The following is a 20,671-nucleotide window of genomic DNA, read 5'->3' on the forward strand; positions in this document are numbered from 1 at the left end:
TCAGATCCTCACCGCCTTACAGTTCGACGGCGATTTCCTCGTTTTCGAAGCACTCAATCATATCGCCTGCCTGCAGATCATTATACTTGGCGAACGACATGCCACATTCATAGCCCTCACGGACTTCTTTGACTTCGTCCTTGAAGCGACGCAGGGTCGACAGCTCGCCGGAGTGAATGACCACGTTGTCGCGCAAGAGACGCACACCTGCACCACGTTTGACGGTACCTTCGGTAACCATACAACCAGCGATCTTGTTGCCAGAGATGGTGAACAGGTCGCGGATTTCGGCGTAGCCCAGGAACTTCTCGCGAACTTCCGGCGACAGCATACCCGACAGCATCTTTTTAATGTCATCAGCAACATCATAGATGATCGAATAATACCGAATATCAACGTTATCACGACGCGACTGTTCGCGGGCCTGCTGGTTTGCACGCACGTTAAAGCCGATGATCAGCGCATTCGATGCACGGGCAAGTGTGACATCCGACTCGTTAATTCCACCAACGCCGCTGTGCAGGACACGAACCGAGACTTCTTCGTTACCAAGCTTCTGCAAGGTCCCGATAAGCGCCTCGACCGACCCCTGAACGTCACCCTTGATGACAATCGGAAGTTCTTTAACTTCACCGCTCTGCGCGAACATGTTCTCAAGTGCGGATTTCTTCATCGCCGCAGCCTGCGTTTCGCGGATACGACGCTGACGGAAATCAGAAACTTCACGTGCTTTTGCTTCGTTTTCAACAACCACGAAGTCATCACCCGCTGCTGGAACACCGTTCAGGCCAGTGACCTCAACCGGCATGCCCGGAATGGCATCGACAACACGGTTACCGTGATCATCAACCAGCGCACGAACACGGCCCCATTCTGCACCCGTGACAAAGATATCACCGGTTTTCAGGGTCCCGCGCTGAACCAGAACGGTTGCGACCGGACCACGGCCTTTTTCCATACGTGCTTCGACAACAACGCCATCGGCAACACGTTTGGGGTTGGCTTTAAGGTCAAGAACCTCAGACTGCAGCAGAATGGCTTCTTCAAGTTCGGTAAGGCCAAGACGCTGTTTGGCCGAAACCTCGACAGCCTGAACGTCACCGCCCATTTCCTCGACCACAACTTCATGCTGAAGCAGCTGGGTTTTAACCCTTGAGGCATCGGCACCCGGTTTGTCGATCTTGTTGATCGCAATAATCATCGGAACACCGGCTGCCTTGGCATGGCTGATGGCCTCGATCGTTTGCGGCATGACCGAGTCGTCGGCTGCAACAACAAGAACAACGATATCGGTAACCTTCGCACCGCGCGAACGCATTTCGGTAAATGCCGCGTGGCCCGGGGTATCAATAAAGGTGATTTTCGCACCGGTTGCCATGGTGACCTGATAGGCCCCAATGTGCTGGGTAATACCACCGGCTTCGCCACCGGCGACATCGGTTGCACGCAGCGCATCAAGCAAAGAGGTTTTACCATGGTCAACGTGGCCCATAACGGTCACGACCGGCGGACGACCAATCAGATTGTCGTCATTTTCATCAACCGATACCAGCGATTCTTCAATATCAGCATCTGAAACACGCTTCATGTTATGGCCGAATTCTTCTACCACAAGCTGGGCGGTATCTGGATCAAGGCTCTGGTTGATGGTCGCCATAACGCCCATGCCCATCAGGGACTTGATCACGTCAGCTGCACGTTCGGCCATACGGTTGGCAAGTTCCTGAACAGTAATGACGTCAGGAACGACCACATCACGCACGACTTTCTCCTTAGGTTTCTGCGGGCCCTGAGCACGGGCCTTGGCTTTGGCCTGCTGGCGTTTGATCGATGCCATTGAACGACGACGACCACTTTCGTCACCGCTCATGGCATTGTTGATCGACAGTTTGCCACGGCGACGGCCATCATCGGTTTTGGCGCGCGCAGCCCCACCCTTTGCTTCTTCTTCGGCACGCTTGCGTGCTGCCAAACGAGCATTTTCCTCGTCGATTTCCTTGCGGCTTTTAGTCTTGGCAGCAGCAGGGGCCGTACGACGACGCTCTTCAGGAACCAGCGGTTCGGCCGGTTCACCAGGCATGATTTCTTCAGCTGCTTTTGGCTTACCAACCGGTTTTGGTTTGGAAGGTTTGCCTTTGGCTGTTGATGCCGCAATCGACTTTTCAACGTCTTCGACAGACATCGAGCCATCTTTAACCGGAGCATCTTCTGCTTTGTCAGCAGCTTCTGCCGCTTTGGCTTCTTCTGCCTTGCGGGCGTCTTCTTCGACCTTGCGCGCAGCTTCTTCGCGTGCACGCACCTCGGCATCCGCTTCATCCTGCTTGCGGCGCTCTTCAGCAGCCTTCAAAGCAGCCATGCGGGTTGCACGCTCACTGTTGGTCAGATTGCCCTGATCTTCAACAACCGGACGCTTTTTTACTTCTTTAACCGGTTCCTTTTTAGCTTCCGGTGCCGATTTGGCTTCCGGTGCTTCTGGCGCCGCCTGTGGCTCCTCGGCAACGAAATCCTTTTTCACTTCACGGAAGCGACCGGATTCGTTCTTTTCGAATGTCCGCTTCTTGCGCACTTCGACGGTCACAGATTTTGACCGTCCATGTGAGAAGTTTTGGCGAACCTGCCCTGCCTCGACCGTCTTGCTCAATTCAAGTTTCGATCTGTTGAGGCTCAGCGGTTTCTTCTCCTGATCGCGATCACTCATAATCCGTCCAACTTCCTCATTTCCTGCGGGATCGACTTCACATGTCGACCCTGTCCTGTCCGTCCGGCGCACGCCTGTTGTCAGACTGCGCGAAATCCTTCAAGCCGCTTCAAGGAGCGACCCAGCCGTTTGGCCAGGCCTCCTGGCGCAACGGCCACATGTACTGCTTTTTCACGACCAAAAGCCGCGCCGATTTCAGCAGCGTTCAGAACGGAATAAATCGGCAGATCCCGGGCCTTGGCCTCGATCTTGGATTTTCCGTCTGCAGCACCATCGCGTGCTGCCAATATCAGAGCCGCACCCTCAGCAATTTGGGCACGTGCTTTTTCAAACCCGGCAACGGCTTGACCGGCACGTCGTGCAAGCGACAACAGATCAAGACATTTCTGCGTTAGCAGCTGCTCGATCCGGTCAGCAAGCTCGGGGTCGATCACGACTTTTTGCCGCGCTGCCCGGGCAAAGGCATTCTTTGCACAGGCGGTATTTATCACATCCCGCGACGGGCACAACCATAATCCCCGTCCCGGCAACCGTTCCTCAAGATCGGGAACAACCGAACCATCTGGTCCGATTACAACCCTGAGAAGATCTTCCTTGGCCCGGACCTCGCCGGTGACAATGCACCGGCGTTCCGGAACCTCGGCTACCTTGCCGCCTTTGCGATGCGACATGGCGTCCTCCGATCGGCCTTAGGCCTGTTCGCTTTCAACTGCTTCGTCAGCAGTCTCAACGGTCTCTTCTTCAAGACCTTCGAACCAGCCAAGCTTGCGACGGGCTTCCATGATCATGTCGTTCGCCTGATCCATGGTGATATTGTCGGCATCGCCGGCAAATTCGATCAGCTCGTCACTTGCCAGATCGGCGAAATCTTCAAGGTTTTTAACCTCGTTCTCGCCAAGACGCACAACAACTGCCAGCGACAGGCCGTTAAATTCGACCAGATCGTCAGCAACCTTAAGTTCTTCGCGGCGTTTCTGAAGACGTTCAGCTTCGTCCGACAGGAAGGTCCGTGCACGGGTACGAAGTTCCTCGGCGATTTCTTCTTCGAAACCTTCGATTTCTGCCAGCTCGGCCAACGGCACATAGCCAACTTCCTCGATCGAGGTAAAGCCTTCGGCGACCAGGAGATGGGCGATAACTTCATCAACATCAAGTGCCTTGATGAACATTTCCGCACGCTTGCGCGCTTCTTCCTGACGACGTTCGCTTTCGTCTTCTTCGGTCAGAATATCGATATCCCAACCGGTCAGCTGAGACGCCAGACGCACGTTCTGACCACGACGGCCAATGGCAAGGCTCAGCTGATCATCCGGCACGACGACTTCGATACGATTGGTTTCTTCATCCAGAACAACCTTGGTGACCTCGGCAGGCGCCAATGCGTTCACAACAAAGGTTGCCGGGTCTTCCGACCACTGAATGATATCGATTTTTTCGCCCTGCAATTCGGCAACAACCGCCTGCACACGCGAACCGCGCATACCGACACAGGCACCGACCGGATCGATCGAGGTGTCTGACGACTGAACCGAGATTTTAGCGCGCGAACCCGGATCACGGGCCACCGATTTGATTTCGATAATACCGTCGTAGATTTCCGGTACTTCCTGGGCAAAAAGTTTGGCCATGAAAGCAGGATGGGTCCGCGACAGGAAGATTTGCGGGCCGCGCTGTTCGCGGCGCACATCCAGGATCACCGCACGAACGCGATCGCCTTGACGTACTGTTTCACGCGGGATCAGCTCTTCGCGGCGCAGGATGGCCTCGGCACGGCCGATATCAACCAGAACGTTGCCAAATTCAACACGCTTGACCAAGCCATTGATGACTTCGTCGGCACGATCTTTGTATTCTTCGAACTGACGTTCACGCTCTGCGTCGCGCACTTTCTGAACGATAACCTGTTTGGCGGTCTGTGCAGCGATACGACCAAAATCAATCGGCGGCAGCGGATCAATCAGGAATTCACCCAGATTGATGTTTTCATCACGGATACGCGCCTGTTCGAGCGACATCTGCGTAAAATCGTTTTCGATGTCATCGGTGACTTCAACGAAACGTGCGAGTTTGATCTCGCCGGTTTTACGGTCGATATGGGCACGGATGTCATGTTCATGGCCATATCTGGAGCGGCCAGCCTTCTGAATGGCCTGCTCCATTGCGCCAAGAACTTCATCACGATCAATGCCCTTTTCACGGGCAACGGCATCAGCAACTTGCAAAAGTTCCGGCCGTGGCATTCCCGAAGTGGCTTCCATATCCAACCTCTATTCTGCGGTGTCGTCAGTCCGGCGTTGGCCGGTGACATGCGCGATCAATTCATCCGTCAACACCAATTTCGACTTCGCGATATCGGCCAGCGGCAACAAGACACGTTCGCCATCAACAATCAGGGCGACCGCATTATCTTCAATCCCATCCAGCAAACCGCTGAAACGGCGACGACCATTTTGGGCCATCGTCAGTTCGACCTTTGCCTCAAACCCCTTCCACACTTCAAAATGCGGTGCACGGGTTAAAGGACGGTCGATACCCGGGGAACTGACTTCAAGGTGATACGCACCTGAAATCGGGTCCTCGACATCCATAAGGGCAGAAACAGTACGGCTGATTTCGGCGCATTCAGTAACATTGATGCTGCCTTTGGCGTCCGCACGATCTGCCATGATCTGCAGGATATTGTGGTCCTGTCCGGTCATGGAGACGCGGACAAGTTCAAAACCCAGCGCGTTGATCGACGGTTCAATAATTTCCGTGACCTTCGCCATCAACGGGTCTTTTAACTGCTGTCCAATCAGTTCGGCCATATAGCGATGCCATACCCCAAAATGCACAAAAGAGCGGGCGCAAGGCCCACTCTTTGTCCGGTTTTACAAAAAGCTTGGCGGCTTTATACAGCCGGTTTGCGCAGAAATCAAGTCGGGATACCCACCAGCAGAGCCTTTCAACCTTGGGATTGCGTGTCAGCCGTGCGCGCGGCCTCGACCATCAGCAGATTACGGAAAAATTCAAAGGCCGCACAGGCACCATCGCGAACCATCTCATCTTCATTCTTTCCAAGTGCCAAGCTATTGACCTGATCGACAAATTCACGCCAATGACGCCCCCGGCCATCTGCATGTGCTGCCAGATGACGCGCCCCGAAATCAGCAGTAAGACCGATCCCCGCAGCCGCCTTTAACAAAAAGGCAGCACCCAGCGATGATCCTTCACAAACATAAAGCCAGCCAACACGCGCCATTCCGATCTGCGCTATATCTTGGCGACTCCTGAAATCAGGAACCTCACATCCCATGTCGGCAATATCCTTTGACACAGCAGCATATCGGCTTCGATCTGCCAGCCCCGGCATCAGTTGGTTCAGGTCATCGGCCACATAAAGCGGCCGCATTGCACGATGAAATATATATTGCAGCCGAAGAAACCGGGTATAGTTTTCCCGACTGTCAAAGGGTGCCATTGCCATCACCATATCATCAACACTCTGATGGTCGGTCCGCGTTGATTGTTTCAGCTCAGCCAATCGCGTCGGCTGGCCTCGCATCGTCTCTGGTTGTGATATCTCGTTCACGTCAAAGCCCCTCGTGACTGTTCTATTTGCCTAAACTGGCTGCTGGTAAACAGCCCATAGAATCTGAAACGATCCGGACCACGCGATATCTGAACGCCGCAATGCTTTCCTGTGACATCGGGATGTTAATCCTCTCGAAAGGCACGCGCGAACTGATCCGACAAAGGTTTAAAAAGATAACTCAGCGCAGAACGTTCTCCGGTTGCCAAAAAGGTTTCAACAGGCATGCCTGGGACAAGCTCCTGCCCATCAAGTTTGGCAAGTTCACCAGCCCCAATACGCACGCGCACCACATAATAACTCTCCCCCGTCAGCTCATCGCGATCCAACTCGGCGGAAATCCGCGACACTTCCCCAGACAATTCCGGCGTTGTCCGCTGGTTAAACGCAGTAAAGCGTAGCATCGCGGTTTGACCAGGCATGACCTGTTCGATATCACGCGGATTAACATGCGCTTCGATCACCAGTTCATCGCGGTCAGGCACAATCCCCATGATCCGATCACCACCGGCAACAACACCGCCCACCGTATGAACAGCCATCTGATAAACCGTCCCATCATAGGGGGCACGAATGTCAATCCGGCGCAGTTGATCATTAAGCGCAATCTGGCGTTGCTGTAATTCGGCAAGCTGCTGATCAATATCGGTCAGTTCGGACAGAACGTCTGTCTGACGGTCACGATCAAGTTGCAAAATCTGCATTTCAGTTTCGGAAATCTGCATATGGGTCGCCGCAATTTGCGCAGTCAGTTCACCATGAGTCCCGTCGAGACTAGCCCGCTCCCTGCGTAACGCCGCTACCCGCGTAATCGGAACAAGTTGCTTGGCATACAGCATCTCTAACCCGCCTAGTTCATCAACAATGTGCCTGCGTTCCTCTTCATTTGCTGATTTCTGTGCCGTTAATCCGACGATTGTTTCGGAAAGCTGGGCCAGTTTTTGCGCAAGCTGTTGTTTTTCACCTTCAAGGCTGCTGCGCCGTGCCGCAAACAGGCGTTTTTCGGCACTTACCAATTCAGAAAGCTTGGCATCCTGCTGTCGACTTTTAAAAGCATCCGGCAGGGACAGCTCATCATTTACATCGCGTTCTGCGACCAGACGCATCCGACGCGCTTGAAAGGCATCAAGCTGGGATTCGACAATGCCAAGACTGGCACGCGCCATTGTATCATCGAGCCGGATCAAAAGATCACCGGCCTTAACCTGATCACCGTCATGGACGTGAATTTCACCAACGATGCCACCATCGGCATGCTGGACATCCTTGACGTTGCTTTCGACCACCATTTTACCAGATGCCACCACGGCCCCGGAAAGCTGGGCAAGAAACAGCCACACCATCAAACCTGCCATCAAGGCAAAGACAATCCCGCCGCCCCAAAACATATGCTTTCTTAATGCCAGTTGTGCCGCAGATAGACCCGTCTGTTGCCGGCCTGCTGCCGAGGGGGATACGGACATCGCACGCACAGATGAAACACCGATCATGCTGTTTCTCCTACCTGTCGGACGGTTTTGCGCAAGATGTCATCGCGCGCACCAAAGGCGACCTGACGTCCGTCCTGAATAATGGTTGTCAGGTTAACCGTCGCCAGTGCACCGGGACGATGCGCTATCAAAACAACAATGGCACCACGTTCACGCGCATCGCGGACTGCCTGCAAAAGCGACTGTTCACCCGCGCTATCAAGATTGGAATTGGGCTCATCAAGCACGATCAGGAACGGATCTCCAAATAGGGCGCGTGCCAAACCAATCCTTTGACGCTGCCCCCCTGACAGAACCACACCACCGGCCCCGACTTTGGTGTCATAACCATTGGGCAGGGACTGGATCAGGTCATGCACACCCGCAGACCGGGCCGCCGAAACGATATCTTCGGATCTGGCATCAGGGATAAGCCGGGCAATGTTGCGGGCAACCGTGTCGTCAAACAGTTCAACATCTTGTGGCAAATACCCGACATGACGCCCCAGCCGTTCAGGATCCCAATGTGATAATTCAGCCCCGTCAATGCGGATGGAACCTCCCCGAATGGTGCCAATGCCGACCATTGCCCGCCCAAGAGTCGATTTTCCCGATCCGCTGGGACCAATGATCCCCAAACCATCTCCGGCCTTAAGCACCAGATCATTAACCCGCAACAATACTTTTTGGGCATGTACAGACTCCCCACCCGACGTTGCCACTACAAGATTTGAGATTGTCAGACCTTGCGTTGGCGCAGGCAACTGCATGCGTTCGGAATGAGCGTCCTGTTTACTGAGAATGTGATCCAGGCGGGTGCGCGCTTGTCGGGCTGCGACAAACCCCCGCCAATTGGCAATGGCCTGCTCGACCGGTGAGAGTGCGCGTGCGGTCAGGATTGATGCAGCCACCATGGCACCGGGCGTGACTTCCTGCCGGATCGCAAGATAGGCCCCAAGGGCAAGCACAATGGATTGCAACGCAAGCCGAATGACCTTGATATAAGCCGAAAATGTTGAATTAACGTCGCCAACGACGGTGTTTTCCCTCAAGTAGCGATCATTTTGCTGACCCCATTGGTGCCGAAAAGCCCCCAACATCCCCATCGCCCGAATGGCTTCGGCGTTACGGCACCCTGCTTCGACCAGATTGCTTCGCACGACTGTTTGCGCATTCATGTGCGCGACCTTCTTACGGGTCACCAGTTCACTGACAAATGTCAGCGTTATTAAAACAATCCCGCCGACCAACGCCAATATGCCAAGCCAAGGGTGGAAAACAAAAACAATCCCCAGAAAAAGCGGCATCCACGGCAGATCACAAATCGCAATAGGACCGGCCCCACCAAGGAATTGGCGAATTTGATCAAGGTCATTGAGTGGCTGCGCCGTTTCCCGACCATTGCGCAAGCGAATGGTAAGCGTCTGTTCCAATGCCTTTGGCCCAATCTGCTCATCAACCCGCCAGCCAATCCGCACCAGCATGCGGGCGCGCAGGGCATCCACACCGCCCAGAAACAAATAAAGACCGATCACAAGACCAATCAACGCCAGAAGGGTCGGGACACTCTGACTGGCCAGCACACGATCATATACCTGAAGCATAAAAAGCGGGCCCGTCAGCATCAGCAGGTTTGAGACACCGCTCAATCCTGCGACAACCCAGAACACACGGCGCAAAGATGCAATCGCGGATCCAATTGGCGATTGGGACGCACCATGCGCAGTGTTTTGGGGGGACATTTTGCCAAACACGTTTTTTATATTCCAAAGATGTTTTATGTTGGGGTGGGTGCCGCTGTTACGCGGCACCCTGCATCAAGACTTTGCGCCCGTTCCGCTGCTTGTGGGACGGGCCGTTTTGTTAAACGAAGTCAGTTGCGTCGATATCGGTGTAATCAACACCGGTCAGCGTGACCGTGCCATTGGCATGGGAGATCAGCGCATTGCCGCTGCCATCATCGGCAACAGTGACCGAGGCATAATCGATATCAAGAAGATCGGTACCGTCGGTAAAATCGGTCACGGTGTCGTCACCGAAATCTGCTGACGTATCGAATTCGAAGGTATCCGCACCGCCATTGCCGGTCAGAACATCATCACCGGCCCAGCCGCCGATGACGTCATCACCAGTGCTGCCGTTGATTTCGACACCTTCAGATGCAAAGACCGACTGCAGTTCCGAACTATCACCACTGAAAAGCCCGGTCAGAACCGTACCGGTTTCACTCGAACTCAAAGCAAGCCCGGAAATATCGACGCTCGAATCGCTCAGATAGTAATCACCATTGGCATCCTGAGCCTTGGTTTCACCGAACGAAAGCTGATCAAGATTACCAACGATCTCATGCGTACTGATGTCATAGCTGAAATCGGTGCCACTGTTGGATGAGGCCAGGAAACCGCCCGTATAGCTCGAACCGCTGTCTTCATCGCTCAAATAATATTGTTCGCCCTGAAACAAACCGTTGCCATTCAGGAACTCACCATAGTTGAACAGACCCTTGGAAAAGTTTGCATCAAAGTCTGAAAGCATACCTTTGAAGTCCACACCGTTTCCTGATCCATCTGCATTCAGATCAATCGTGATCGTCATTTCGGAATCTCCTCGTTGTTTGTCACCCCAACCATTGAAGCAACAAACATGAGAATGACTCTTAGTTTCATAATGAGTCAATATGTTTTTTTGTTTAAAAACAATTAGTTAATAGGAAGCACCAAAACACCGGCCAGGGAATTTCCTGACCGGTTAATGCCATTTAAATTGCCTTGTGACCTAGAAATTACCGCTTAAAGTCACAATCGCCGTCCGTCCCGGTGCAGCCGCATATGTTCCCCCTGATCCCTGAACGTAAGCTTCATCAAGCATGTTGTTCACCGCAAATCGCAGCGAGACATTCTCGTTGACTTCATAGGAGCTGTAGAAGTCGAACACACGATACTTGAAATACTCGCCGACCGACGTTGACAGTGTTGCATGGCCAATATTGTCTTGCGGGTACACAAATGTCGCGCGCATCCCCATGACCAGATCTTGATCAAACAACCTGAAACCGCCATCAAGTGTGTATTTTCGTTTTGGCGGTGCATAAACACCATTAAGGCTGGATGCAGATCCATATTGATCTGCGACCGAAAGGGCTGCTGCGGAGTATGTGGTATCAAGGATGTAGGGGTCATAAGTCCCCTTAAGGTCCATGTCCGAGGTCGTCAGTGTTCCACCGAGAAAATACTCACCGCCATCATAGGCCATCTCAAGTTCGGTACCGTGGATATAGACTGGGTCGGACAGGTTCACCATACCAGCCGCCTGATAGGTCCCGGTCAAACTGGCCAGAAGAAGCGATGGAGTCGGCACATAGCCCATGGTGATGTAGTTATCCACCGTGGTACGATAATAAGCAACTTTGGCCCGGAAACCGTCGCCTTGTTGCAAAACATTGTCGAATTTGAAATTCGCACCAATTTCCTGTGTACGCGACTCTTCAGCCTTAAGATTAGCATTTGAGAAAAAGGAAAGCGGTACACCGCCAAGATGCGAACCTTTCAACATCGTCTCCATCACAGTCGGAGCACGAAAGTTTTCACGATAATTGGCGAACAACTGGATACCATTGACAGGTGTAATGCCGAAACCGAATGACGGGGAAACCTTGTCTTGGACCAAGTCAATATCAAGAGACGCATCATTGTCAGTCGCACATTGATTTGCCGAGCCAAAGAAATTTGGAACCGCTTCACACCAGTAAGAATCTCCATCCAGAGCAAACCGGTCATAGCGAACACCTGCGCTCAGCTCAAACAGATCATTCCAGCCATATGTTCCCGTTAGATAGCCGCCGTAGACATCCCGCTGACCGGCAGGCGTATTGCCTTCAACTTGATAAGGAAGGTCGCCTGAACCACCTAAATCTTCGACTTCCGAACGTGTTGTGGCTTTGTCGTGGAAAAACTCGGTCCCATAGCCTAAACCAAATTCACTAAGCCCATCTCCAAACCGGGTCAGATCAAATTCGCTACGGTTCGCGATATCGCCGCCCGCTGTGTCCACTGTAAAAAGATTGGTGTAAGGATCATGCTCGATCGCGCCTGCCGCGCTGTAGCGGGCGGGCCGATACTGACTGTTTTCGGTGCGCGTCCAGAACAGATTGGTATCAAGATTCACCAAATCCGTTTCCGGGTTCCAGTTATGCTTAGCTGTTAAAGTGTCGGTCTTGGTCTCATTGAAGTCTGTTTTTTCGTTCGCGATGTCATTGGTTTTGGCATAGTTGCTTTTTGATCCGACATATCCAAGATTGAGCTCCTGATCTTCGGTCAAATAGATATTTGCCTTAACCAATCCAGACGTCTGACGCAGAAAAGTGTAGTCGGAACGGGAACTGTCTCGATCGTGGTATGTTCCGTTGCCGGTAACAAACAAACCGGGATTATGTGTACCAGCCCGATAATTCCCTATCACCTTACGGCTGATGGTTGCCGAAACATCAAGTTTCGGTGAAATCCGTGCACCGGCGGATGCGTCACCAGCAAAATCGTAGCTGTTGGTACCGTGACTAATATTGACCTTGCCGCCCCAATCCTCATCATCATCAAGGATATCATTGGTATTCAGTGTCCGCATGGTCACAATACCGGCTGAACTCCCCGCACCACCATTTTGATTAAGGTTAGATTTTTCAATCTCAACTTCTGCCAAAAGTGCTGGATCAAGATAGACGCGCGATGAAGCACCGTGAGAGGCTTGGTTATAGTTCTGTCGTGCCCCGTCGATATTAACGTTTACCCGGCCCATTTCCTGCTGACCGCGGACATTGACGGTCAATCCCGGATCACGGGCATCGTTTGAAATGTCGACACCGGCAACTTGATTGAAAATGTCGCGTGCTTCCCGCACAGGGGATTTGCGCATGCTTTCCTGCGTAATCACGGCAATCGACCCAGGTGTTTCATAAACCTCATCAGGAACGCCGTTTGGGCCCAGATTACGAATTGCTGCCGTTACCGTGATTGGCTCTGTGATATTTGCCGAACTCTGCGCATTGTCCTGCTGTGGATTTGCAATCGAGATGGTGCTTTGGTTGATCACACTCCATGCCAAACCGCTTTGGCGAAGCAAAATATCGAGCGCGCTCGCAGTGGTCATATCACCATTCACACCGGCGCTTGTGGCGCCATCAGGCAGCACACCGTCAAACACAACATCCACGCCGGAAATACGCGAAAAAACAACCAACGCACTGCTTAATGACTGTGCTTCGATATCAAAGCGATGTTGCCCAGCCTGCAATCGAGCCGGTCCAGTATCAGCCTGTGCCAGTTCCGGTCCCTCTCGCGTTTGCAGTAAACTTTCATTTTTGGACTGCGCCTGGGCAACGGCAAAACCCGGCGCAGACATCACGATACCAGCACTCAATATTGCGGCCACGACCAGATGCGAACGCCCCAATGATGTTGTTGCCCCAAGCAAATTTTTATTCATCGTGCTGCACACACGACCCACCCCGTCGGAAGGCATATTCAATTTCTCCTGATTTCTCAGAAATGCAAATGCGTCGCATTCATTTCCTGTTACTTTCTGAGACGAAGAAGAAAATCAGTTATCTGAAATTAAATGATTTATTATGAAAATAATTTTCATTCTCATTTAATTTCAGAGGCTATCCATTGCATGCGGGAAGGTTTTCCAGGGAATTATGCGGCGCGAACAACCGTAAGATAGTCGGTGAATTGATCGACCTTTATCGACAAAACTGTCGAAAGCGCATCCAGAACATGCCGTGACCGGTCGAGATCAACGACAATTGTTACCTTGCGCGATTTCAAGGCGTCTCCAAGGATGACGATCTTGCCATCTTGCCAGCGTTCAAGAATATTGACGACGTCGTCAAGACGCTCGCCAATAAACACAAGTTGTCCATTCCGCCAGGCAAGCGCATTGCCGACATTGACCTTTCTTGGATCGCTGACCCAACCATCGCCATATCGAACTTCCTGCCCGGCCTGAACCGGCTTCATGGTTCCGCCAGCCCGTAAGACAAGACCATTTTGCTCGGCGATCACGGTTGTCGTGCCAGCGTAGTTTGCCACATCAAACCTGCCGCCTTCCGACCAAGTGGCTCCGCCAGTCGCGGCAACAAAAAAGTTTGTCCCTGCAACTCGATGGTCAAACCAGGCCTCACCATGATGAATGGCGACGCCTGAAACACCCTGTTTCGCAACAAGTGACAAGGACGTATCGCTGGCAAGCATCGCTTTAACACCGCCCGGTAGAACCATTTCGCGGCGCTCACCACTGGCTGTTCTGATGTCTGCCAAGGGATGGAACCGATGCGCAGTCCATCCAGCGCCGACAACCATAGCGGCAATTGTGCCCCCCAGAAATGCCCGACGGCCAAGATTTCTGTTGGCGTCAATTTGCAAACTGGAACTACCATTCCACAAACGTTCAATTTCATCGAAAGCATGAAGGTGACTCGGATCTTCGGCGACCCAGCGCGCAAAAGCTTTTCGGTCATTTTCCGTTTCACTGCCATCAAGAAGCAACGCAAACCAATAAGCGGCCTGATCGCTCACGGTTCTTGGCATGGTGTCAAAATGTGTTTCCGGGATCATATCGGCATCGCCGTTCTTTATAAAACTCCCCCGCAAAGACGCAAATATACGCTTTGATGTGCGGGACCTGATAATGAGACGAGCGGGATTTGAGGATTTCTGATCTGGCGATCATTTTTCTTATGGTTTTTCCATCGCCTCTTTGACAACGCCTAAGGCCTTGACCATCCGACTGAACGCCGTTTGGGTCGGAATCCCCAACTGCTCGCCAATCTGGACATATGTTTTGCCTTCGACACGGGCCAAAATAAAGACATCACGCAATGGTCGGGGCAGGGACTCAAGCACCTTTTGAAGGTGACGCAGCTCCTGACGAGACCAGGCAATCTGTTCCGGAGACGGGGCGTCGTCGGCGATGACTTCAAACGCCAGTTCAGAATCCTGCACAAAGGTCAGAATGCGTTCGCGTCTGAAATGGTCAATGACAAGATTGTTGGCAGTTCGATAAAGATATGATTGCGCAAAACATTGCTCAGGCAGGCTCGGTGTTGCAACAACCCGAACAAAAGTATCCTGCACAATATCATCGGCAAGATGCCACGATATCCTGCGCTGCCTCACAAAATGTAACAAGCGCCCGCGATAGGTTCTGAACAGATTATTGACATCCCAGTGCGTCACGGTCTGGACCTTTGGAATTGACCAGCAGCCACAGAAATCCCGTAACATTGGAATGTGGGCATGCGGTAACGTCAAGCAAGTTGAATGCTCTACTTATCGCATATGAAAATCATTCTCAATGAAAATTTGCAACTTTTGATACAGATGACCCACGCTCATTCCCAGTAAAGGCCAGAAAATCACATTTTACTTATTCTGGAAGATCAGACGCAAGGCAGCAAAGAGCCTAAAGCATACTATGCCGCGCGTGGCTTACGCCGGAATCGCAGATAGTTGCATTTCTTGCCCTGACGCAGCGCCTTTTGCTCATAGCGGGTTTTCACCCAGTCTTCGGGTGGTGTGCGCCAGTCATCGGCACCTTCGGCCAGCCATTCAAAATCGGGATGGTTGTGCATGTGTTGCAACGTCCAGGAGATATATTGCATATCGTCACTGGCAACCCGGAACTCGGCACCGTCTTTAAGCAGACGCGCCAGCAGGGCCAAGTTTTTCGGGCCGATAAAGCGGCGTTCGGAATGGCGCTTTTTGGGCCACGGATCGGGAAACAGCAAAAACGCCCGATCAAAGCACGCATCAACAAGCTTATAGAGCAACGGGCGCGAGTCATCGGCGATGATCCGCACATTGGTCAGGCCACGCTCATCAATATGACGGACAAGACTGCCCACACCATCCAAAAACGGTTCAGCGCCAATAATACCGACATTCGGGTTGGCTTGCGCCTGACCCGCCAGATGCTCACCACCCCCAAAGCCGATTTCCAGCCACACCTGATCGGGCGTGTCATCGAAGTAGCTGTTGGGATCAACACCGTTCTGATCAGGATAGCCAATGCCAAACTTGGGCATCAGTCTATCAAGAAGCACACGCCGCGTATCCTTAAGCGGCCGGCTGCCACGGCGGCCATAAAAGTTCGGGCGGTCCGGTGTCGGGATGGGTCGGTTACTGTTGCGCATTATCTTGTCTGTCAGAACGGAAACGAAAAAGTTCGAAGCATTAAAATCAAACGGGCGGCTCCAAAACCGTTCGGAGCCGCCCGCGTCATATCATGTCAGGCAATTTTAGCAAATCGCCCTTTTGCAATGCTGTTGCCTAGGCGCCAAATGCCGACTTGAGATCACCGACCAGATCGGTACGTTCCCAAGAGAACCCGCCGTCTTCGGTTGGCTTACGACCAAAGTGACCATAGGCAGAAGACGGGGTATAGATCGGCTTGCACAGCGCAAGATGTTCTCGAATGCCGCGCGGGCTCAAATCCATCAATTGACGCAGAACACTGCCCAGTTTGATCTCATCGACATTACCCGTGCCGTGGTTGTTGACATACAACGCCAACGGCTTGGATACGCCAATCGCATACGCAACCTGGATGGTGCATTTTTCTGCCAAACCAGCAGCAACCACGTTTTTCGCAAGGTAACGCGCAGCATAGGCCGCAGAACGGTCAACCTTCGTCGGATCTTTACCCGAGAATGCGCCACCACCATGCGGAGCAGCACCACCGTAGGTATCCACAATGATTTTACGACCGGTCAAACCGGCGTCACCATCAGGACCACCAATAACAAAACGGCCCGTCGGGTTGATGTAAATCTCGTCTTCTGCTGGCAACCAGCCACTTGGCAGGGCTGCTTCGACATAGGGCAGAACCAGCGCACGAACGTCGTCCTGGCTCAGGCCATCAGCATGCTGGGTCGACACCACAACCGAGGTCGCACCAACCGGTTTGCCATCGACATAGCGAAGCGTCACCTGGCTTTTGGCGTCCGGGCCAAACTGGGCTGCGACGCCAGAATGACGATCTTCCGCCATGGCACGCAGAATGCGGTGCGAAAACTGGATCGGGGCGGGCATCAATTCATCGGTTTCGTTACATGCGTAACCAAACATGATGCCCTGGTCACCCGCGCCAAGATCTTTTTCGCCAGATGAATCAACACCTTGTGCAATATCCACCGACTGCTCATGTACATGGCACTCGATCTCGGCGGTTTTCCAATGGAAACCTTCCTGCTCATAACCGATGGCGCGAATGGAATCGCGGGCCTTTTCGATCATGACTTCCTTGGTCACACTTTCAGGACCGCGGGTTTCGCCCGCCAGCACCACACGGTTGGTGGTCGCAAGCGTTTCAACGGCAACACGCGAATCTTCGTCTGCGGCCAAAAATGCATCAACAATGGAATCGGAAATGCGGTCACAAACCTTGTCAGGGTGACCCTCAGAAACGGATTCGCTGGTAAAAAGATATTCGGAAAGTGACATTAAGACCTTCTCCGGTAATGGGTTTCCAAAACTGGACCGGAGGGCTCTCAATACATGTCTGTATCGATAGCGCCCACTTAGCCTTTTTTTGTGTGGTGGCAAGCGGTCCAAATCCGTCCACAATCTGCAAGCTTTGTTGAAGCTGCATGACGCTTTTGCCTGATGATCTTTTTAAGGTCAAGCATCATTGACGCAAAAACGTAACCGGAAAATTGCATCGCGTGCATGCGATCCGGGGCTACAAAGAAAAAGACGCATTCCCGATGACTTTGGAATGCGTCCTTGAATTTGGGCAGGTTGTCAGATCGACTTACTTCTGGTCAGGCTCGACCGCGGCAATTGTGCCCATCGATTTGACCAGTTCAAAGACTTTCTTGCGCTGGTTCGGATCAGTAATCCGGTAGTAGGCACGCACAAGTTCGAGCGTTTCACGCCGGTTCATCGGATCATTGTCAAACGGGTCCGGGCTTTCGGACATCTCGCGGCGCTCGTGAACCGATTTCGACGAGATTTCATCGGGCATATCATCAAAGAAGAACGATACCGGCACTTCAAGAACACGCGACAGATCATAAAGGCGCGACGCCCCGACACGGTTCGCACCACGTTCGTATTTCTGAACTTGCTGGAAGGTCAACCCAATGGCTTCGCCCAGTTTTTCCTGGCTCATCCCCAGCAGCGTTCTGCGCAACCGAACGCGTGCACCAACATGAATATCAACAGGATTGGGTTTGCCATTGGCAGTCCGGCCACGACCGCGCCCACGCGTATTTTTTACTATCGTGTTTTCATCCTTAGGCGACATGTGCCTTTTTCCTTCTCTCACTCCGACCTACCCGTCTTTATTTAGATGGGACAATCTCTAGACGGTTCGGTGCTTTAGACAGCCGCTTAAAGGGATTTTAAAAACCGATTATATCCCATAACGAGAACGGCGAGGAAGGCAACAATACCGTAAAATAGAATATCACGCCACAAAGAATATACTGTTGTATGGTTTTGATTGCTCAAAAGGGGGTGCACCAAGATATTACTTGTACTTAAGGGCAGTTCCGCAAGTTTTCGGCCATAAGGACCATACATAATTGATACGCCAGTATAGGCCGCCCGGATCAGTGGCAGGCCTTCTTCGACGGATCTAAAGCGCGCTGCCGCCAGATGTTGATAGGGACCGGCACTCTTGCCAAACCAACCATCATTGGTGACATTCAAAAGCCATTCTGGGCGATTTGCATCATCAACAACCGCACCGGGGAAAATCACCTCATAACAAATCAAGGGTGAAAAACTCGGAATCCCAGGCACTTCGAGTGTTTTGGGCCCCGGACCAGCGGAGAAATCTGTCCGTCCGGCGGTTAATTTGGGAAATGGCAGGATGGACCGAAACGGCACATATTCGCCAAAAGGCACAAGGTGGAATTTATCGAAACTGGCTACGATATCACCACTGGAATCAACAACCTGAACGGCGTTCCAGACCTTGTATTCGTCTGTATCACGCGGATAGGTCCGCGGTGCACCGGTAATCAGGATATCATCCGGCCCCAAAACATCGGCCATTTGCGATCGCGCCACAGGTTGATCTTCAACAAAAAACGTCGCCGCGGTTTCCGGCCAAATCACAATGCGCTTTTGCGCCGGATCCATGCCTGCAGGCCTGCGTGACATATCAATTAATTTGGTAAAATGCTGGCGTTGCAAATCAGGGCGCCATTTATCACGCTGCGCGATATTGGGCTGAACAATCTGAACCACCGGCACATCGGGATCAATCTGCGCTATTTTATCCGTTTGGACAGGCCCCACCAGCGAAAGACGTAAGGCTCCACCACCCCAAAGGGCAACTGCGATCAAAACCCCGGCAAGGGCCGCTAACCGACCGCGTTTTCCCGCAATGACAGCCGCAGGTAACGTCGCAAAAAGCGCGGTTACCACCGATAGACCATACACACCGACAACCGACGCAAATTGCATTGGTGCCGCATCAACTGCCCAAATATGCGCCAGCAAGTTCCACGGGAAACCGGTCAGGATATGGCCGCGCAGATATTCCGCCACCGCCCAGAAAACGGCCAAAAGCACAGCACGGCGCACCAATCCGTCGGTCAAACGCCAACTGGCCCAAACAGCCAGCATCGGGAAAATCGCAAGCCCGCCGCCAAGCCCCAGCAGAGCAAACGGGATCATCCAGCCATAAATTTCCGGCTGAACCAGAAAGGCATGGCTGACCCAGTAAAAACCAGCAGCAAAATGCCCTGTTCCAAACCACCAACCCGCTGAAAGTGCCCCCTTGTTGCACCGAACCCCTTCAAGGCTCCAGAGCAGCACGGCAAAACAAACCGGCAATACCGGGATCACAAAAAAGGGCGGCAGCGCCAATACCGCAACCGCCCCGGATATCAACCAGACAAAACGCCTGCGCCAGCCAGACAAGCCAGCAAGGCGTGCCGCCACAGTGTTAATCATCCGTTTTTTCCTGATTAGAAGTGCCATCACCGGGCACAAGCGTGTCACGACGCACCATATGAATGCGCAATCTGCGAATGCGGCGCGGATCAGCTTCAAGCACTTCGAACTGAATTCCAGTGGGATGTTCGATCAACTCGCCGCGCGCCGGAACCCGACCCGCCAGAGAGAACACAAGCCCGCCAAGGGTGTCGATATCTTCGTCTTCTTCATCATCAAGCAACCCAAAACCCAGCTTTTCTTCAAGGTCTTCGACCTCAAACCGGGCATCGGCGATATAGCACCCGTCAGACAGGCGGATCAGTTTCGGCGCCTGATCAACGTCATGTTCGTCATCAATCTCGCCGACGATTTCCTCGACAAGGTCTTCAATCGTAATCAGGCCATCAATGCCGCCAAACTCGTCAACCACCAACGCCATATGCGTGCGCGACAGCCGCATTTCCGACAACAGATCAAGCACACGAATGGCAGGAGATACAAACAACACCCGGCGGACGAGGGCATTCAGGCTGTATTCACGCCCAGCTGCAACACAGCCCAGCACATCCTTGATATGCACCATGCCGGCAATTTCATCGAGTGTATCGCCATAAACCGGCAGACGCGAATGCGCCTTTTTGACCATCACTTCAACCAGCGCATCAAGCGTAATGGTCTTGGATACAGCAACGATATCGGCACGCGGGATCATAACATCCTCGGCCGTCATATCGCGCAATGCGATGATATTTTCAAACAGGGACCGTTCATGAAGCGAGACGGGCTCGTCATCTTCTTCGGTCCGCTCGGCCAGCTCTTCGAGCGTATCGCTCAAAGATGCCTCACCGTTGCGTGGCTTACGCTTCAACCCAAGGGCCGAGGCCACATTCCCCCACAAGGAGCCGCCGTCGGCTTCCTGACTGATCTCCTCGCCGATGCGAGGGCGCATACTCTCGTGGTCGTCGTCGCGTTGACTACTGTCGTTCAT

At 52.8% G+C, this 20,671-nt stretch carries 16 protein-coding genes and 1 pseudogene; all 17 read right to left on the reverse strand.

Going from position 1 to position 20,671, the window contains the following annotated elements; all coding sequences use genetic code 11:
* Positions 1-16 precede the first annotated feature (16 nt).
* Entirely contained in the window at positions 17-2,698 is a 2,682-nt protein-coding gene (gene infB, locus COO92_RS08225) for a translation initiation factor IF-2 (RefSeq protein WP_101301307.1), read from the reverse strand.
* 80 nt (positions 2,699-2,778) lie between these two features.
* On the reverse strand, positions 2,779-3,369 hold the full coding sequence (locus tag COO92_RS08230; protein ID WP_022733748.1) for an RNA-binding protein: 591 nt from the start codon (positions 3,367-3,369) through the stop codon (positions 2,779-2,781).
* Positions 3,370-3,387: 18 nt separating this feature from the next.
* A complete protein-coding gene (gene nusA, locus COO92_RS08235) occupies positions 3,388-4,956 on the reverse strand; it encodes a transcription termination factor NusA (protein ID WP_028791761.1) in 1,569 nt (522 codons plus the stop codon).
* 9 nt (positions 4,957-4,965) lie between these two features.
* Positions 4,966-5,505, reverse strand: a complete 540-nt coding sequence (rimP, locus tag COO92_RS08240) for a ribosome maturation factor RimP (RefSeq protein ID WP_022733746.1) — start codon at positions 5,503-5,505, stop codon at positions 4,966-4,968.
* 137 nt (positions 5,506-5,642) lie between these two features.
* Positions 5,643-6,269: a biliverdin-producing heme oxygenase gene (locus tag COO92_RS08245; RefSeq protein ID WP_240626368.1), complete on the reverse strand. Its 627-nt coding sequence runs from the start codon at positions 6,267-6,269 to the stop codon at positions 5,643-5,645.
* Between the two features lie 125 nt (positions 6,270-6,394).
* A complete protein-coding gene (locus COO92_RS08250) occupies positions 6,395-7,759 on the reverse strand; it encodes an HlyD family type I secretion periplasmic adaptor subunit (RefSeq protein WP_240626369.1) in 1,365 nt (454 codons plus the stop codon).
* Positions 7,756-9,480 carry a type I secretion system permease/ATPase gene (locus COO92_RS08255; protein ID WP_101301746.1) on the reverse strand — a complete coding sequence of 575 codons (1,725 nt, stop codon included), beginning with the start codon at positions 9,478-9,480 and terminating at the stop codon, positions 7,756-7,758. Before COO92_RS08255 ends, COO92_RS08250 begins: the two co-directional genes overlap by 4 nt.
* 121 nt (positions 9,481-9,601) lie before the next feature.
* Complete coding sequence (locus COO92_RS08260) at positions 9,602-10,333, reverse strand: calcium-binding protein (RefSeq protein ID WP_101301310.1); 732 nt, start codon at positions 10,331-10,333, stop codon at positions 9,602-9,604.
* A gap of 180 nt (positions 10,334-10,513) precedes the next feature.
* Positions 10,514-13,216, reverse strand: coding sequence for a TonB-dependent receptor (locus tag COO92_RS08265; protein WP_240626370.1), 2,703 nt, complete (start codon positions 13,214-13,216; stop codon positions 10,514-10,516).
* A gap of 212 nt (positions 13,217-13,428) precedes the next feature.
* The gene (locus tag COO92_RS08270; protein ID WP_240626393.1) at positions 13,429-14,052 is read right to left on the reverse strand and encodes a FecR family protein; all 624 of its coding nucleotides are present in this window, start codon (positions 14,050-14,052) and stop codon (positions 13,429-13,431) included.
* 183 nt (positions 14,053-14,235) lie between these two features.
* Positions 14,236-14,349, reverse strand: a pseudogene (locus COO92_RS22255) (FecR/PupR family sigma factor regulator); the annotation flags it as partial.
* A 120-nt stretch (positions 14,350-14,469) separates the two neighbouring features.
* A complete protein-coding gene (locus COO92_RS08275) occupies positions 14,470-15,018 on the reverse strand; it encodes an RNA polymerase sigma factor (protein WP_101301316.1) in 549 nt (182 codons plus the stop codon).
* 188 nt (positions 15,019-15,206) lie between these two features.
* Complete coding sequence (gene trmB / locus COO92_RS08280) at positions 15,207-15,926, reverse strand: tRNA (guanosine(46)-N7)-methyltransferase TrmB (protein WP_101301318.1); 720 nt, start codon at positions 15,924-15,926, stop codon at positions 15,207-15,209.
* 136 nt (positions 15,927-16,062) lie between these two features.
* On the reverse strand, positions 16,063-17,235 hold the full coding sequence (metK, locus tag COO92_RS08285) for a methionine adenosyltransferase (RefSeq protein ID WP_101301319.1): 1,173 nt from the start codon (positions 17,233-17,235) through the stop codon (positions 16,063-16,065).
* 310 nt (positions 17,236-17,545) lie between these two features.
* Entirely contained in the window at positions 17,546-18,040 is a 495-nt protein-coding gene (locus COO92_RS08290; protein ID WP_206186379.1) for a helix-turn-helix domain-containing protein, read from the reverse strand.
* A gap of 86 nt (positions 18,041-18,126) precedes the next feature.
* Entirely contained in the window at positions 18,127-19,701 is a 1,575-nt protein-coding gene (gene lnt / locus COO92_RS08295) for an apolipoprotein N-acyltransferase (protein WP_101301320.1), read from the reverse strand.
* On the reverse strand, positions 19,694-20,632 hold the full coding sequence (locus COO92_RS08300) for a hemolysin family protein (RefSeq protein WP_022733741.1): 939 nt from the start codon (positions 20,630-20,632) through the stop codon (positions 19,694-19,696). The genes lnt and COO92_RS08300 overlap by 8 nt, the downstream gene beginning before the upstream one ends.
* Positions 20,633-20,671 lie beyond the last annotated feature (39 nt).

This window comes from Thalassospira lohafexi (genome assembly GCF_002844275.1).
GTDB lineage: Bacteria > Pseudomonadota > Alphaproteobacteria > Rhodospirillales > Thalassospiraceae > Thalassospira > Thalassospira lohafexi.